A 17,028-nucleotide genomic window follows, 5' to 3' on the forward strand; every position below is an offset into this window, starting at 1 on the left:
TTTTATTACTCTACAATAGCGAGAATATCGTCTTCTCTTAATACGATAAGCTCCTCACCATCAACAACAAACTCATTTCCGGCATACTTACTGTATATAACTTTATCACCAACCTTGACTTTTAATGGTGCTATCTCACCATTTTCAAGAAGTCTTCCTTCACCAACAGCCACAACTTCTCCTTCTGATGGTTTTTCCTTTGCTGTATCAGGGATTATGATTCCTGAGGGTGTTTTTTCCTCAGCTTCTTCAGCTGGTTTTACAACGACTCTATCGTAGAGGGGTTTGATCTTTGCCATCCTCTTTACCTCCTTTGTTATTTATTTATTAAATATTATATAGCTCCAGACAAAAAAATGCAATAAGCTCGCATATAAAATATTAGCGTATCTCAGTCATATTTCTAAAACTCTTCCTGTCTCAGAACTTTGAGAAGCTCCTCCTTAACTTCCTTTATTATCAGCTCATCTGTCAGCTTTTCCTTATCAAAGGTCCTGACATAAAAGGCATCCCTTATTCTCTCACCCTGTGTTACAACCTTTGCTATATGGACAAACAGGTTGAACCTTGTGAAAACCCTGAATATATCAAACAGAAGACCTATCCTGTCCTCACCTGAAACATCAAATATTGTGTATATGTCTGATGTCTCGTTGTCCACCTTAACAAATGTAGGTGGTGGGACAGCTGCAGCTTTGAACCCCCTTTCAGACTTTCTTGACAGATCATCAAGTGTTATCTCTCCCTTTATATAACTGTTAAAAAGATCCTTAAACTGCTCAAATTTCTGGTCCTCAACAACCTCAAGTGTTGATGTTGATATCTGGAGATCAACGATAGTAGCTCCATCCTTCCTTCTGTAACTGTAAACGGAAAGTATGTTTATATTCATATAACTGAGTATCCCAGTGACAACGAGGAGAGGATTTTCAACGGATCTGTCAACAGCTATAATAAGCTCTGAAGCTCCAATCCCATACTTTTTCTCAAAGTAAAACTGAGGTTTTTTTGTTCTGAACATTATCTCTTCCATCTTTATATGTCTGATAATATCATCAATCGGTGTTGATATAAGGTAATACTCTGAGAATCTGTTCATATGGAATCTTGCCCTGTCCTCACCAAGATCTATCTCAAGCATAGCAAAAAGTCTTCTCTTCTTCTCCTCAAGTCTTCTCTTCTGGATCTCCTCAGCTGAGAGACCCTTTTCAAGAACCTCAAGTGCTTTAAAGTAAAGCTCCCACAGAAGAGCATTCTTCCACTCATTCCATATGTTTGGTCCTACAGCGTTTGCATCACACCATGTGAGAACTGTAAGCATCTTTAAAAGCTCTTTATTCTTTATAACCTTAACAAAATCATTTATAACCTTGGGCTCATTCATATTTCTTCTCTGTGATATCTTTGCCATCTCAAGATGGTAAAGGACGAGATAACTGACTATATTTGCATCCCTCTGTGAGTATCCAAATCTTAGCATTATCTCCTTTGCCATTTTTGAACCTAAAACAGAATGGTCAGATTTATGACCTTTTCCTATATCGTGAAGAAAAACAGCCCATATAAGCAGATCCTTTCTTTCAATCTCCTTATAAAGCTCGTACATCATCTTTTTGTGTGGATGGTCAAGCTTTTTAAGGTTCTCAAGCTCCTCAACAGCCTTTATAGCGTGAGCATCAGTTGTGTACTTATGGTATGCATCGTACTGGAAATGGCATCTCTGGTATCCAAACTCAGGTATAAGATCGTCTATAACGTAAAACTCCTGCATCTTCCTTATCGTTTTTGCGAGGTTGTTAACATCACTGAATATTGTTCTCATAAGCTTTTTAACTTCCGGATCGTCCCTGTGTTCCCTCAGTTTTGACTCATTTTTCCTCAGGAGATACTCAAGCTGTGGCGAGAAATCAAGGTTGTACTGCTTAAAGTAAAGGAATGCCCTCAAAACATTCGTATGGTTTCTCTCAAACCTCTCTCTGTTCAGAACATCTATCTCAGTAGCTGTTCTTGAGAAAACAGCATCAATAGGCTCAAAAAGCTGGAACCCATCCTCTTCTGTGATGCCTTTAAGAATCCTTTTTGTTATAGTGTTTATAGACTTAGCATACAGATAGTAAAGTCTCATAAGCTTCTCAACGCTTTCCCTGAGTTTCTCTGAGTCGTAAGGCTTCTCAAGATAACCGAGCCTTTTAACAACCTCTTCCTGAAGAGGTCTCACAAGAACATCACATCTTTTGTTACATATAAGATGCATCTCATTTCTTATCTTGAGTAAGAAATCGTAAGCTCTCATAAGCTCCTGGTACTCTTCCTCAAGTATGATATTTTTCTCAACGAAGTAATGGTAGTTCGGGACATCATCCAGGACCCTTGCTATCCAGTAAACCTCATGGAAATCTCTCAGACCCCCCTCACCTTCCTTTATGTGAGGTTCCATCATGTATATCGTTGATCCTGTCCTCTGATATCTCATCTTTCTTGCTCTTAATGTTGCATTTATATATGCTGTTCTCTTTCCCCTTATAAGCTTCTTAAACTTTTTAATAAGATCATCGTATATATCCCTGTTACCTGTTATAAATCTTCCCTGAAGGAGAGATGTTGCCACAGTTAGATCTTCCTCTGAAAGCTCAAGGAACGTTTTTATATCCCTTGGAGAAAAACCTATATCAACCTTAAGATCAAGTAATGAGTAGTAAAAGCTCTCAATACCCGCTTTAAGTGACTCAAAGTTATCAGACTTGAAAACAAGTGATATATCTATATCTGATTTGAAACATAGCTCCCTTCTTCCGTAACCACCTAAAACGACTATACTGACCTCCTCAAGATCCGGAAATGAGATCTTTGCAAGATCCTTGATAGTCTCATCTGTTATATCTGAAAGCTCCCTTACAGTATCAAGACCTTTTGCACCTGCCCTGTGCTTGTTAATTATCTCCTCCTTTTTTGAGAAGTATCTCTCAAGTATTCTCTTTTTCTCATCAATATAGAGCTTGTCCATACCCCTAACCTCTTCCTATAGCTTTTTTTACATCATCTATTGAGACCTTATAGTAAACAGGTCTTCCATGTGGACATAAGTTAGGACTGTCCGTCTCAAACCATCTTTTAAGTATCAGTTTTGCCTTTTCATCAGATAGAATATCCCCTGACTTTACAGAAAGCTTACATGCTATCTCTCCTATCACATAATCAACAGTTTCTGCATCTTCATCCATCAGTATCCTGAAAAATATATCCAGAGCCTGATCTTCAGAAACAAATACAGGTATCTCCTTTATAACAAGATTGTAACCGTCTATATCAAATGAAAAACCTGATCTCTCAAGTGTACCCTTTTTGTCCTCAATTAATGCCTTCTCAAGTTCGGATATACTGTGTGTTATATTCCTGTTTAAGATCTTTCTTTTTATAAAACCATCCTCCCTCAGATCTTCCATAAGTATCTCATAGTTTATCCTTTCATGGACAACATGCTGATCTATCAGGTAGATATCCCCATCGTAATAAACCACAATAAATGTGTTCTCAACCTGTCCAAGCAGATCAAACACTTTTTCTTTTCCGTAACTACCTTTTCTCTGGGAGACTGTGTAGTCAAATGTAACACCTTTCTTAAATGGAGTTTCTAAAGCCTTCAGTCCTTCTCTAACAAGATTTTTAACAGCCGTATCATTTTTGAACTTTACCTCTATCTTTGCAGGATGAACATTGTGGTCAACAAAGTATGGTGGAAGCTCTATAAAGAGAACATAAAACTTCTCAGAAATTAAAGATTTAATGATCTTTCTCAGCTCCCTGTTTTTTACAGGTCTTTTATTAACATAAACGATACCTTCCTTTTTAAATCTCTCATCTGTGGATATATAACCGTAGATCCTTCCTGTTTCATCTGTATAATCAAGCTCAAGAAGTCTGCCTGAAAGCTCAGGATATATATATGTAATCCTTTTTTTAAGATCAGAAGGGGGAAGATTCATAAGCTCCCTTCCGTTGTGGTAAAGTCTAAAATGTATATCTGTGTTTACAACAGCGTAGTTTATGAAAGTTTTAAGACAGTGAACAAACTCCGTTCTCTCACTTTTTAAAAACTTTTTCCTAACAGGTGTGTTAAAGAATATATCCTTAACCCTTACCTTTGTTCCTACAGGAGCTCCTGTCTCAGTGAAAGATCTGAAAACACCACCTTCTATATAGAGCTCCTTCCCTACAGAAAGATCCTCAGGTCTTGATACAATACTGAACTTGGATACAGAAGAGATACTGTACAAAGCCTCTCCTCTAAAACCGTAGGAGCTTATACTGTAAAGATCATCTTCAGATGATATCTTACTTGTTGTGTACCTTTTTACACAGTCAAGCATATCATCAGGATGTATCCCTTCCCCATTATCAACAACCTGTATCAATCTTTTTCCACCTTTTTCAATAAATATATCTATCCTGTCTGAGCCTGCATCTATTGCGTTCTCAATAAGCTCCTTTAAAACATTTGCAGGTCTTTCTACAACCTCACCTGCAGCGATTTTTCTTATCAGATCTTCAGAAAGGGGCTTTATTCTCCTCATCTACACTTGTCAACCTTTTTTATAAAAATAAATTAAATAATGCATATATAAGATACAGAAAAAAGAAAAAACTACAAGGAGGGTTCAGATGGCTATCAGAAAGTTAGAAAGATCAGAATGGGAAAGTTATTTTGACCAGCTGTCAAAAAAATTAGGTGCGAAGGAAGTCCAGATCGAGATTATCAATGAGGATATAGGCGATCAGGTTGAGACATGGTGGCAGCCATTAACAGGTTTATCTTACGATCCAAAGGATGATGAGTTTGAGGTTGCAGCTGAAAGACATGATCATCTCATACATAAACCTGTTGAGATATACGTTGATGAGGATGTTGATGGTGTCAAGACTGTTGAGGTTATTCAGGAAGATGGAACAAAGCATATAATAAAGTTAAGATCTCCTGAAGCTTTACCTGAGAAGTAAGGGTCTTCCCTTACTTCAGGTATTTTTTAGCCTTCTTAACTTCCTTATCAATAATACTTTTCATTATCTCCTTCATAACCCTGTTAACAACAGGCTTCATCCTTTCCTTAACGGACTCATCCATAACAGCAAGCTCAGGCCACTCCCTCTGGTAACCTTCACCTTTCCATTTTGTGGTTGCATCAATACCCATCTTTCCACCAAAACCAACAAGATCTGTTGAGTGGTCAAGAACATCTATAACACCTTTTTTAATAACAACATCCCTTGCAGGATCAACATTATTTCCCCATATCCAGAGAACATCATCTATACTCTGGACATCAACCCATTCATCAAACACAACTATATTCTTTGTGAACATCATCTGACCCATTCCCCAGAGTGCATCCATAACCTTGTATGCATGTCCGGGATACTGTTTTTTTATTGATACAAAACAGAAGTTGTGGAAGCATCCTGAAACAGGGAGGTTATAATCAACAACCTCAGGAAGATTGAACTTTATAAGAGGCAGGAATATCCTCTCTGTTGCCTTTCCCATCCAACCATCTTCCATAGGCGGTCTTCCAACTATCGTTGTCAGGTAAACAGGATCCTTTCTGTGTGTTACAGCTGTAACATGCATCATAGGATACTTCTCAACAGGTGTGTAAAAACCTGTGTGGTCTCCAAAAGGTCCCTCATCAACAAGAGGCTCTTCAGGATCTATATAACCTTCAATAATAATCTCAGCATCTGCAGGAACTTCAAGATCAACAGTTTCACACCTCACAAGCTCAACACCTTTACCTCTTATTATTCCAGCAAAAAGATACTCATCAACATCCTCAGGTAGAGGAGCAGAGGCGACATATGTAAGAACAGGATCTCCACCTATAGCGATAGCTACAGGTATCTTCTGTCCAAGCTTTTTATACTTCCAGTAATGTTTTGCTCCACCTTTATGTATCTGCCAGTGAACAGCAACTTTATCTCTGTCAAGGATCTGTATCCTGTACATACCAACATTTCTCAGACCATTCTCAGGGTCTTTTGAGATCACCTGTGGGAGAGTTATAAACCTTCCCCCATCTTTAGGCCAGCATTTTAAAACAGGTATCTCAAAAAGATCTATATCATCACCTTTTTTTATGACTTCCTTTACACTGCCTGTTTTTACAGTTTTAGGAAGAGCATCATTCAGTTTCTTAAGTTCAGGTATCCTTTTAAGCTTATCTAAGAATGTGTGTGGAACTTCAGGTTTCAGTATCCTGTAAAGCTTCCAGCCAATATCTTCAAATCTTTCAACACCAAGTGCCATCTTCATTCTTTTTTCACTTCCAAAGGCATTTATAAGAACCGGCATATCAGATCCTTCAACATTCTCAAATAAAAGAGCCTTTCCGCCATCAGGCAGCTTCATAACATTGTCTGCTATCTCTGTTATCTCAAGGACAGGACTGACCCTGTCTTTTATCCTGATGAGCTCTCCATTTTTATCAAGATCCTTTATAAACTCCCTTAAATCTCTGTAAGCCATAACTACCTCTCAATCTTTTATCTATAAAACTTTATAATACACCAAAAAGTTATCCACATTCCAAAAAGATATCCACAGAGCTATCCACATTGTAAGTTATTGATTTTTAAAGATTAATTGAGTTATCCACAGGTGGTTGTGGATAAGTTGTGGATAACTTCCATTTTCCTGTGGATAACTCAGGTAAAATTGTGGATAACTTGGAAAAAGCTGTGGATAACTCGGCAGGTGTCAAAAAGTTATCCACAGGTTTTCAGCCTTTAATATCAACGTTTTTGCATTTTTAAGAATCGTAAGTGTTCTAAATAAAGGATTTTTTCATTTTTGAGTTATCCACATACTATCCACAGGTTATCCACATTTTTTTCACGGTGTAAGTTATTGAAAAATATAAAAATTTTTGAGTTATCCACATATCCACAGCCTATTATTATTTTTATTATCTTTTATTCTGATAAAATATAAAGACAAAAAATAAAGATAAAGAGATAAAGATGGAAAAGGATAAGAATATTCAGAAGCTGGAATCAAAAGATCTATCTGAAAAGGTTGTGTACTATGAGGAAGATGAGATAGACCTTTATGAACTCTGGCTTACCTTAAAGAAAAGGTATAAACTGGTTTTATCTGTAACAGTTTTCTTTATATTATTATCAGCAGTTTATCTATTTTTAACAAAGCCTGTTTACAGGGCAGAATTTATTGTTAAACTTCCCCAGGGATTGACCTCACCGCAGGAGACTAAAAATATTATTGATAATCTTGAAAATCTTAGAAAAGAAAAACGTTATATGGAACTGTCTAACTTGTTAGGTATATCTCAAGAGAAAATTATGGATATTGACTCATTTTCAGCATCAGAAATTAGAAAGAACAAGAATCTAATAAAAGTAATACTGGATGTTTATGATCCAAATATTATAAGCAAGCTGAGTGTTTCTATACTTGAGCATCTAAACAATAACAGATTTGTAAAAGAGAGAATAGAGATAAGAAAAGAAACTCTAAGATTCTCTATAGAAGAAACAAATGAAAAGATAAAAGAGATAGAATCAATTAAAGATCGTATATTGAATGATCTTAAAAATGGGAGGATTAAGGATTTAGGTTTTAATCCTGTTGATATGGACAGAACTGTTTTATCTCTTAAAGAGAAGGTCAAAAATCTTGAGAATCAGTTAAAACTGTTGAGAGGTTATGAGATAGCTGTGGATCCTGTTGTTCCTGAGAAACCTTCAAAACCAAAGAAGGCTCTGATTCTGGCTGTTGCTTCTGTTTCAGGTCTGTTCTTGGGAGTTTTTCTTGCATTTTTTGCTGAATGGATTGAGAACGCCAGAAAAAGAAGGGAAGAGATTTTGTAGTACTATTTCTTCCCTTTTGATACCTTTTCGTAAAACTGTACAAGTTCCTCTTTTACCTTCTGGTGGAACTCAAGGGGTTTCATCTCCGAGACAATCTGAATAACATCATCTATATGGTCAACCGTGTATATATGAAAATCACCTTTTCCAATGCTTTCCAGTACATCATCATCAAGTATGATGTTGTCAAAATTTCTTGATGGAACTATAACACCCTGTCTTCCTGTAAGTCCTATAACTTTACATACCTTGTAAAATCCCTCTATCTTCTCTTTTATCCCACCAACAGGCTGTATATTTCCGTGCTGGTCAATAGATCCTGTTATGGCAAGATCCTGTCTGATCTGTATATCACCTATACTTGACAGGACAGCTATAAGCTCGGCTGCTGATGCACTATCACCCTCAACCTCTCCATACGACTGTTCAAATGTTATGCTACAAGAAAGAGTTAAAGGTGTATCTTTACCATATCTGCTTCCTATATATCCTGATAGAATAAGAACACCTTTATCGTATATAGGACCGCTAAGTTCAACCTCCCTTTCTATAGAGATGATCCCTTTCTCACCGATATATGAACTTGCAGTTATTCTGCTGGGCTTTCCAAATCTGAAACTACCAAGATCGTAAACTGTGAGACCGTTTACCTGACCAACCTTTTTACCTTCTATATCTATTATCAGTATCCCTTCCTTGAAAAGCTCTCTTATCTTCTCCTCTATAAGATTCTCCCTGAATATCTTTTCCTTTATTGTCCTTTTTATGTCATCACCTGTTATAAGATTTCCATCTGATGTGGAGTCTGCCTCCCTTATAATATCGTTTATATGGGAGAAAATAACATTTATCTTTTTCCTGTTACCTGAGAGCTGGATACTGTACTTTATGAGCTGGGAGAGGGCATCTGCTGTAAGATCTTTCATACCTTCTTCTGTTATTATCTTTTTTACTATTTTTGGGAAGGATTCTATAACCTTATCTGTTAGCTTTATAACAGGATCAAACTCAGCCTTAACCTTGAAAAGTCTGTTAAACTCATAATCGTAAACTGAAAGAATGTTGTAAAGTCTGTTATCTCCAACAAGTATTATTGTCACATCAAAGGGAACTGGCTCAGGGAATATACCTACCTGAAATGGGAATACCTCTTCAACAGGATGCTGGGATATATAAACCTTTTTATGAAGTATGCTTCTTTTTAAAGCTTCCCACAGGAATGGGTTTTTTAGGATATCAACAGCTCTAAGGAGAAGATATCCGCCTCTCACTTTTAACAGACTTCCAGCTGTTATACTCATATGGTCAGCATAAAGAATACCCATTTCTGCCTTGTATGCTATATGACCGAAAACGGTCTTGAATGTTGGTATCTCTTCATACTTGTAAGGTGCCCCTTCCGTTTTTGAGTTGTCAACGATAACATTCAGTCTGAAAAGGTTAAACTCCCTCTCAACAGTTCTCTGAAGGAAGAAATCACCTTCAAGTATCTTCCATCTGATAAAAAGATCTATCCTCTCTGCTATCTTCTCTTTTATGTATCTTATAAATCTTAATGCCTGTTTTATATCCCTGTACTTTTCCTCTATTCTGTAAAAAACATTTTCAACTATATACTCAGATACCTTTTTCTTAAGCTCGTTAAGACTGTCTATCAGTGTATGGTCTATCTCCCTCAGCTCTCTGAGATATTTTCTGAATGTCTCATCAAAAAGCTCAACCTTCTTCTCAAACTCTGATTTTATCTCCGGTATTTTAAGGAATTCAGGTGATACCTTTCCCTGGACTATAGGAAGGAACTGGATACCTGCAGGTGTTATCACAAGTGCAAGCCCGTAGCTTTCAGCTTCCTTTTTCAGCTGTTCAAGAATACTTTTTCTCTTTTCCTCAGCTTCCTTTATAAGCTTTACCCTTTCATCCTCAAACTCTTTACTCTCAAACTGTTTTACAACAGCCTCTTTTAGAGTGTCTATACTTCTGTCTAAATCCCTTGAAAGCTTCTTTCCGTATCCTGCAGGAAGAAGGAGGTATTTTGGTCTGTAAGGTTCTTCAAAGTTGTTGTAGTAACAGATATCTTCCGGTGTTTTTTTCTTTTTTGATACCTGCTTTATCTTGTGAAGAGAGTACGTTACCTTTCCTATTCCGTCCGGTCCTGCAACGTAAATGTTGTATCCTTCCTTTTCTGTGGATAGACCTATATTGAAAGCCTTTTCTACCCTTTCCTGTCCAGGAAATAGAGTTTCAGGCTTTACACCTTCTGTCCCTTCTTTTATGGAGACCGTTATCTTTATCTGGTCTGCTTTTATATGTTTTACAGCCATTACTGCTTAATCTCAAATGTTTTTTCGTAAATGTTGTTTCCTTCCTCATCCTGTACAACGACCTTCCATTCTCCTGTCCACTGGGGAAGAATCGTTTTGTAGCTCCATGTTCTGAATACCGGATACCTTATCTCAAGTTCAACCTTTGCCATCTCTTTCTCATTGTAATACCAGACATGGTATATCTTTGTTGGGACTGTATCGGCCTTTATCTTTGTCCAGCAGTAAACCCTTCCAATGTCTGGTGGAAATCTGTCTGATACATCAACAGGCTCTCTGTTTACAACATCTCTGGCGAATTTCATATCTATAACTTCTATCTGTGATGCTTTTGAGATTGTTATTATCATCAAAATTGAAAAAATCAGGGATGGTATCAGTCTCATCTCTCTCCTCTGGGTATTAATTTTCTTTATTAAACTACTGATTTTTTATTATTAATTCAAGAATCAAGGATAAGTGATTTTAAAAATCCTCAAGTTCTGGATTTACAGGTAAACCACCGTATTTTGCACCCTTAACAATAACATGTCTGTTTTTTACCTGAACCCTACCATCTGAAAGCCATTTTATAGCCTGGGGGTATATCCTGTGTTCATAATGGAGTATCCGTTCTGAAAGAGTTTCCTCACTGTCATCAGGCATAACAGGAACGACAGCCTGAACAATTATAGGTCCGCTGTCAAGCTCCTTTGTTACGAAATGAACTGTACATCCAGTAAATTTTGCTCCAAACTCCAAAGCCTGTTTCTGGGCTTTTAATCCCTGGAATGCAGGTATAAGGGATGGATGTATATTTATTATCCTGTTCTCAAAAGTATCAATAAATCCATCTGTTAGTATCCTCATATAACCTGCCAGAACAACAAGATCAGGGTTTTCCTTTTTAATTCTTTCCGCAAGTTTTAGATCATATTCCTCCCTTGTTTTATATAAAGATGGGTCTATAAATTCTGTTTTTATCCCGTATTTTTCTGCTATCTTAAGGCCTTTTGCGTCTTTTTTGTTTGAGATAACCAGGGATATCTTTCCTTTTATTTTTTTTGAGTTTATACCTCTGATTATCGCTTCTAAGTTTGTTCCTCTTCCTGATATAAGAACTACTAGATTCATTGGAAACCTTTATTTTTTGTGTAATTATACCACAGTATCAACCGTTTAATGTCCAGTCGTAGAGGAGATATCTGATCTCTATATCATCCTCTTTTTCTAAAAATTCCTTTTTTATGTCATCTTTTACATACCTTTTTATGAACTTTATTATCTCTTCCTTATCTTTAAAGTAATCCTCATTCCACCTGAAAAGCTCAGATATGAGTACCTTTTTCTCTTCAGGTAGAATTATAACCTCTGGGCTTCTTATGAAATCTCTTGCTGCAGAATCAAGCTTGCTTCTTATATTCCTCTTAGTGAAAAGTCTTAATGGAGGTGAGGAGTTTGTTCCCTTTACAAGAGCAAAAGGAACCCTTTTATCCTTAAATTTCTTCAGGATCTCCCTTATATCGTCAAGAGAGTAATCCTTCCCGTTTATCCTGTATTTTATATTTGTAAAGAAACCTTCTATCTCCTTTACAGAGCCCTGTATGTTAAGTCTTATTATCGCATCTATAACCATCATATTGTAAAGATTTATCCAGAATGCCATCTCTTCCTCTTTAGAGCTGAACCTGAGAATATCCTTGTTTGCAAATTTTGATACTGTGTTCTGTAAAAGCTTGTATTCTGGAGATAGTCGGATGGCATCATAATTAACAGTTCCATTTCTTGTGTATTTATCTATAATTTTTCCTGTGAGACAGAAAAAGTCCTTCTTTATCTCCTCAATATCCTCAACAGGTATATGTTCACCATTAACGTTAAGAATTACATCTCTTCCAAAACTTCTGGTCTCCCATCTTTTCTCATTTTTCTCATACATATCGTATGCGAGATCTATAAAAAGGGCTGCTGTCCATGAAAAATCTTTCGTTCCGTATCCTTTTCCTGTAAATGAGTCAAAGTACTCATAAAATCCAAATCTCATTGGAAGTTCCATTATTGTTATCTCAAGATGTTCAGCCTTCTGTTTGAATTTGTACCTTAAAAGTCCCTGGTACAGCATCCAGTTTATATTTATCCAGACAGGACCTCTCCAGTAGTTGTGTGGGCTGAAATCTTTTTTCCTCTTATCGTAGTTTGGTATGGCAAAACAGTTTTTCTCGCCAAGTCTGCAGAAGCTGAGAGAGTCAAGATGTTCGTATATCTTTAATGCCTGCTGTGTTGATGCTATGCCACCAAATAGAGGCATAAATCCTGCGGCTGTCTCAACCTCAATAAGTTCTTTCTGTACGTAGTCGTAGGCAAAAAATATCTTTTTCTCACTGCTGAAAAGGTTGTCCCTTACAGCTCTTGCTGTCATCAGGAACCATTCTTCAGGTTTTTTGTAGTCCTCCTTTATTATGTCTGCTATCTGGACCAGAGCCTCGTTTGATGCACACAGTATTGAGTTGAACAGAGGGTCTATAACAATGAATGGACATTCCTCAAATATTCTCTTCTCATCGTATCTGTTCTTCCTGAATATATCAACAAGGTATATATACCTTTTGTAATCTATATCCTTAGGTCTCTGCTCTGGATCTATTATCTTGTTGTCCTTCCTCTCAAACTCAGGTATATCAACCTTATCTATATCTATTCTCTCAAGGACAGGATCCCACATGGGAGAGTTATCCATACCTGACTCCCATGGATGCCTTATGTATATAAGGCCGTTATCATCTGGATTTCTCTCAAGGTAGAGATACTCGTGGAGCTTTATAAGCTTTGGGTATATAAATTTTAAAAATGGTATTAGTCTGTCCTTTTCCCTTGCGTTTTCATACATCTTCAGTACAGCATACCCATGTATAGGAGGCATTGTTATTCCAGATGTGAGTATATTATCAGGTGCATAAGGTGATAGGTCTGTTCTCCAGAAATCCGGTTCTGGAAAGTATCTTCCAAGGGCGTTTTTATTAAATACAATCTGTGGGAGCATACCATTTTTCCACTGGGCTTCAAAGAGATGTAGTATCTCCCTTACAGCTCTTTCCATGTTGTATCTTGAGTATCCTATAGCTATGAACCCAGAATCCCAGTTCCACTGGTGGGGGTATAAATGAACAGATGGGACCGTGTACTCACCCATCCAGTTTTTGTCTAAAACCTCTTTTGCTTTTTCTATATAATCCCTTAAGGGCATATTACTGCCTCTATGATTTTTAGATAATATTTACAGCCTTTTCACCTTTTTTAAGTTCACCGATTATGTATGCCTTTTCACCTGATTCAGATATGATCTTTAACGCCTTATCGGCCTCTTTTTCAGGAAGTGCAATTATCATTCCAAGTCCCATGTTGAATGTTCTGAACATCTCCTCATCTGTTATATTCCCTTCCTTCTGTATCCATCTGAATACCGGTGGTATATCCCATCTTCCCCTCTCTATAACAGCTGTGAGACCTTCGTTTATTACCCTTATAAGATTTCCCGGAATCCCTCCTCCTGTTATATGGGCAACGGAGTGTATGTTTACTTTATCGGCAAGTGAGAGGATCGTTTTTACGTAAATCTTTGTTGGTGTTAGAAGCTCCTCTCCTAAGGTCTTTCCAAACTCCTCTATTCTGTCTGTGTATCTGTATTTTTTTATCTCTACAATCTTCCTTACAAGTGAGTACCCGTTGCTGTGAACACCTGAAGAGGGTATTCCTATAAGGATGTCCCCCTCTTCTGTTTTTGAGCCGTCAAGCATATTTTCTCTTTCAACAATTCCTACAGCAAAACCTGCAAGATCGTACTCGCCATCCCTGTACATGCCTGGCATTTCTGCCGTCTCACCGCCAATCAGTGCACATTCTGACTGTTTACATCCTTCTGTAATTCCTTTTACAACATCAACAGCGACATGTGGTTCAAGTTTTCCAGTTGCAAAGTAATCAAGGAAGAAGAGAGGCTTTGAGGTTGTTGTTACAAGATCGTTTACACACATAGCGACAAGATCTATTCCTATTGTGTCGTGTTTGTCAAGCTCCTGAGCTATTTTGAGCTTCGTTCCAACACCGTCTGTGGATGATGTTATCACAGGATTTTTATACTTTGATATCTCAAGAAGGTATGCTGCTGCAAAACCTCCTATGGGGGTTATAACATTACTGTTGAATGTGCTTTTTACAAAGCCTTTTATCTGCTGGACAAATCTGTCTGCCTTCTCTATATCAACACCTGCATCTTTATACGAAATCATGCCTATCTCCTTCATTTTTTTGAACTAAAATATATTATCAGATATTGATTTTTAAAGGTGATTTTATGAAGATTCTTATCACAGGAAGGCCTGGCATAGGAAAGACAACAGTTATTAAAAAGGTTATACAGAAGATCTCTGATAATGTTTGTGGTTTTTACACTGAGGATTACAGGGATAGTAAAGGTAAGAGAAAAGGTTTCAGAATTTTTACAACAGAAGGAAAAACAGAGATACTCGCAGATAAAGAGCTTGTCTCCAAATACAGGGTTGGTTCTTACGGTGTTAATCTTGAAGGTTTTGAGAGATCTGTTATTCCTCTACTTGAGAGATGCTTAGAGGATAAAAACAGGATAATAGTTATTGATGAGATAGGGAAGATGGAGCTTTTCTCAGGTAAATTTGTTGATATTGTAAAAGATATATTTGAGGATGAAAATAGAACGGTTATAGCTACTATACCTTTAAAGGATGTTCATCCTGTTTTGAGATGGATAAAGGATCTTCCTGACAGTGTTGTTATAAATATCAGTCTGAAGAACAGGGATCTCATCCCTGACAGGATAGTTGAGATGGTTCAGAGATCCTCAAGCCAGCGTTTTGATAAGTCATGATACGTTTCTATCCTTCTGTCCCTGAAGAAAGGCCATGTTATTCTGGTCTCATCTATTAATGATAGATCTATCTCATGTATGAGAACTTCCTCTTTTTCTCCAGAAGCTTTTTTTATAACATTTCCGTAAGGATCGGAGATAAAACTTCTCCCCCAGAACTCTATTCCGCCATTACCGTCAGGTGAAGGTTCAAAACCGACCCTGTTTACAGCTGCTATATAACATCCGTTTGCTACAGCGTGACCTCTCTGGACAGTCTCCCATGCGTTGTACTGACTCTCTCCGTAATCTTCTTTCTCCTCAGGAAGCCAGCCTATAGCTGTTGGATAGAATATGATATCTGCCCCTTTCATAGCTGTAAGCCTTGCAGCTTCAGGAAACCACTGATCCCAGCATATAAGTGTTCCTACATTTGCGTATCTTGTTTTGAAAACCTTGTATCCAAGGTCTCCAGGTGTGAAGTAGAACTTTTCATAAAAGTGTGGATCATCAGGTATATGCATCTTTCTGTACTTCCCAAGATAACTTCCGTCAGCATCTAAAACAGCTACAGTATTGTGATATAGACCTTCAGCCCTTTTTTCAAAAAGACTGAGGATGATAACTGATTGGGTATCTTTTGCTATCTTAGAGAATGCTTTTACCGTATCATTGTTCTGATCAATCACCTCAGCGTATCTGAAGTTATCCCAGTCTTCAGTCTGACAGAAGTATACTGTTTTGAAAAGCTCCTGTGTGCAGATTATATCTGCACCGGATTTTCCGGCTTCATAAACATACTCCAGTGTTTTTTCAAGATTCTCCTTTGTATCTTCAACCGATCTGGTCTGTATAAGGGCTATATTTACCTTCAGTTTTTCTACCCCTCTAACACTTTTATTATTACCTTTCTATCCCTTGGCCCATCAAACTCAGCAAAGAATATTCCCTGCCATGTTCCAAGTAAAAGTTTACCATTTTTCACAGGTATGTATAATGAGTTTCCTGTAAGGACGGACTTTATATGGGCAGCTGCATTTCCTTCCACGTGGCTGTACTGGTCTTCCCATGGTATGAGTTTATCAAGTGTTTTTTCTATATCCCATTTAACATCTGGATCAGCATTTTCGTTTATGAATACGCCTGCAGTTGTGTGTGGGACGTATACACAGCAGATCCCTTCATCTATACCGCTCTCATCAATAACCTCCTGCACTGCATCTGTTATATCCTCAAAATGCGTTCTCTTCTGTGTAACAACCTCTATATATTTAAGCATCCTTCTCCTCCTTTTTTAGATAGTATAAAACATCCTGATCTGTAAGGTCATACCATTCCTTATAAGCATCAGCAACAGCGTAAGGGTATCCTGTTCTGTAGTTAAGGCAGACAACAGCGTCAGATTCGCTGATAATCCTGTCTACAGATGATTTTGAGCATGTTGGGACAGCCACTATGATCTTTTCTGGTTTTTTCCTCTTTACCATACTTATCGCTGCGAGCATTGTGTATCCTGATGCAAGGCCGTCATCCACTATAATTACGGTTTTTCCCTTAAGATCAGGAAAAGGTCTGTTTTCTCTAAACTTTCTGTTCCTCTCCCTGAGAACATTTATAGTTTTCTCCTTCTGTTTTTTTATTATATCTTCCGTTATACCTGTCATTCTTACAGCTTCCTCATTTATGAATGTATCACCTTCAACTGTAACGGCACCAAACCCGGCTTCAGGATTCCATGGAAATGTCAGTTTTTTAACAGGTATAAGATCAAACGGTATTTTCAGTTTTTCAGATATCTTTATACCGATTGGGACTCCACCTGATGGTATTGCAAGAACGATACTGTTTTTATCAATAATATCTTTTAAAAATTCTGCAAGTTTCTCTCCTGCCTCGTCCCTGTTTTCAAAGACAAACTCCTTATCTCTCAAGCTTTTGTCTTCATAAAATCTTCCCATCACATTTATAATA

At 37.4% G+C, this 17,028-nt stretch carries 15 protein-coding genes; 3 read left to right on the forward strand and 12 right to left on the reverse strand.

Annotation, left to right across the window (positions count from 1 at the left end):
* Nucleotides 1-5 precede the first annotated feature (5 nt).
* The 3 genes from groES to mutL form a co-directional block, all read right to left on the reverse strand.
* Nucleotides 6-299 carry a co-chaperone GroES gene (gene groES, locus PERMA_RS00005; RefSeq protein ID WP_015898996.1) on the reverse strand — a complete coding sequence of 98 codons (294 nt, stop codon included), beginning with the start codon at nucleotides 297-299 and terminating at the stop codon, nucleotides 6-8.
* A 104-nt stretch (nucleotides 300-403) separates the two neighbouring features.
* Nucleotides 404-3,004, reverse strand: coding sequence for a [protein-PII] uridylyltransferase (gene glnD, locus PERMA_RS00010; protein WP_012676256.1), 2,601 nt, complete (start codon nucleotides 3,002-3,004; stop codon nucleotides 404-406).
* 4 nt (nucleotides 3,005-3,008) lie between these two features.
* Entirely contained in the window at nucleotides 3,009-4,571 is a 1,563-nt protein-coding gene (gene mutL, locus PERMA_RS00015) for a DNA mismatch repair endonuclease MutL (protein ID WP_012675454.1), read from the reverse strand.
* A gap of 88 nt (nucleotides 4,572-4,659) precedes the next feature.
* Here mutL and PERMA_RS00020 point away from each other — a divergent pair, with 88 nt between their 5' ends.
* Nucleotides 4,660-4,995, forward strand: a complete 336-nt coding sequence (locus PERMA_RS00020; protein WP_012675384.1) for a DUF5335 domain-containing protein — start codon at nucleotides 4,660-4,662, stop codon at nucleotides 4,993-4,995.
* Between the two features lie 10 nt (nucleotides 4,996-5,005).
* Here the strand turns inward: PERMA_RS00020 and PERMA_RS00025 are convergent, their stop codons facing one another.
* Nucleotides 5,006-6,517: a menaquinone biosynthesis decarboxylase gene (locus tag PERMA_RS00025; protein WP_012676487.1), complete on the reverse strand. Its 1,512-nt coding sequence runs from the start codon at nucleotides 6,515-6,517 to the stop codon at nucleotides 5,006-5,008.
* Nucleotides 6,518-7,011: 494 nt separating this feature from the next.
* On the opposite strand from PERMA_RS00025, the gene PERMA_RS00030 reads away from it, so the two are divergent.
* Entirely contained in the window at nucleotides 7,012-7,878 is an 867-nt protein-coding gene (locus PERMA_RS00030; RefSeq protein ID WP_012676790.1) for a Wzz/FepE/Etk N-terminal domain-containing protein, read from the forward strand.
* Nucleotides 7,879-7,880: 2 nt separating this feature from the next.
* Here the strand turns inward: PERMA_RS00030 and PERMA_RS00035 are convergent, their stop codons facing one another.
* From PERMA_RS00035 to purM, 5 genes are all read right to left on the reverse strand, one after another.
* Nucleotides 7,881-10,199 carry a Lon protease family protein gene (locus PERMA_RS00035; protein ID WP_012675706.1) on the reverse strand — a complete coding sequence of 773 codons (2,319 nt, stop codon included), beginning with the start codon at nucleotides 10,197-10,199 and terminating at the stop codon, nucleotides 7,881-7,883.
* The gene (locus tag PERMA_RS00040) at nucleotides 10,199-10,585 is read right to left on the reverse strand and encodes a DUF2914 domain-containing protein (protein WP_012676601.1); all 387 of its coding nucleotides are present in this window, start codon (nucleotides 10,583-10,585) and stop codon (nucleotides 10,199-10,201) included. The genes PERMA_RS00035 and PERMA_RS00040 overlap by 1 nt, the downstream gene beginning before the upstream one ends.
* A gap of 79 nt (nucleotides 10,586-10,664) precedes the next feature.
* The gene (gene purN, locus PERMA_RS00045) at nucleotides 10,665-11,312 is read right to left on the reverse strand and encodes a phosphoribosylglycinamide formyltransferase (RefSeq protein ID WP_012675876.1); all 648 of its coding nucleotides are present in this window, start codon (nucleotides 11,310-11,312) and stop codon (nucleotides 10,665-10,667) included.
* Nucleotides 11,313-11,349: 37 nt separating this feature from the next.
* Entirely contained in the window at nucleotides 11,350-13,422 is a 2,073-nt protein-coding gene (locus tag PERMA_RS10415; protein ID WP_012676844.1) for an MGH1-like glycoside hydrolase domain-containing protein, read from the reverse strand.
* 19 nt (nucleotides 13,423-13,441) lie between these two features.
* The gene (gene purM, locus PERMA_RS00055; RefSeq protein ID WP_012676194.1) at nucleotides 13,442-14,464 is read right to left on the reverse strand and encodes a phosphoribosylformylglycinamidine cyclo-ligase; all 1,023 of its coding nucleotides are present in this window, start codon (nucleotides 14,462-14,464) and stop codon (nucleotides 13,442-13,444) included.
* A 65-nt stretch (nucleotides 14,465-14,529) separates the two neighbouring features.
* On the opposite strand from purM, the gene PERMA_RS00060 reads away from it, so the two are divergent.
* The gene (locus tag PERMA_RS00060) at nucleotides 14,530-15,078 is read left to right on the forward strand and encodes an NTPase (protein WP_012675911.1); all 549 of its coding nucleotides are present in this window, start codon (nucleotides 14,530-14,532) and stop codon (nucleotides 15,076-15,078) included.
* On the opposite strand, the gene PERMA_RS00065 is transcribed toward PERMA_RS00060, so the two are convergent.
* From PERMA_RS00065 to PERMA_RS00075, 3 genes are read right to left on the reverse strand one after another with little or no spacing between them, the layout of a single operon-like run.
* On the reverse strand, nucleotides 15,042-15,932 hold the full coding sequence (locus PERMA_RS00065) for a nitrilase-related carbon-nitrogen hydrolase (protein ID WP_041530846.1): 891 nt from the start codon (nucleotides 15,930-15,932) through the stop codon (nucleotides 15,042-15,044). The two genes, PERMA_RS00060 and PERMA_RS00065, sit on opposite strands and share 37 nt — an antisense overlap.
* Nucleotides 15,933-15,937: 5 nt before the next feature.
* Nucleotides 15,938-16,336, reverse strand: coding sequence for a secondary thiamine-phosphate synthase enzyme YjbQ (locus PERMA_RS00070; protein ID WP_012676552.1), 399 nt, complete (start codon nucleotides 16,334-16,336; stop codon nucleotides 15,938-15,940).
* Nucleotides 16,329-16,988, reverse strand: coding sequence for a phosphoribosyltransferase (locus PERMA_RS00075; protein ID WP_049756053.1), 660 nt, complete (start codon nucleotides 16,986-16,988; stop codon nucleotides 16,329-16,331). The genes PERMA_RS00070 and PERMA_RS00075 overlap by 8 nt, the downstream gene beginning before the upstream one ends.
* Nucleotides 16,989-17,028: the final 40 nt, after the last annotated feature.

This window comes from Persephonella marina EX-H1 (assembly GCF_000021565.1).
GTDB classification, from domain to species: Bacteria; Aquificota; Aquificia; order Aquificales; family Hydrogenothermaceae; genus Persephonella; species Persephonella marina.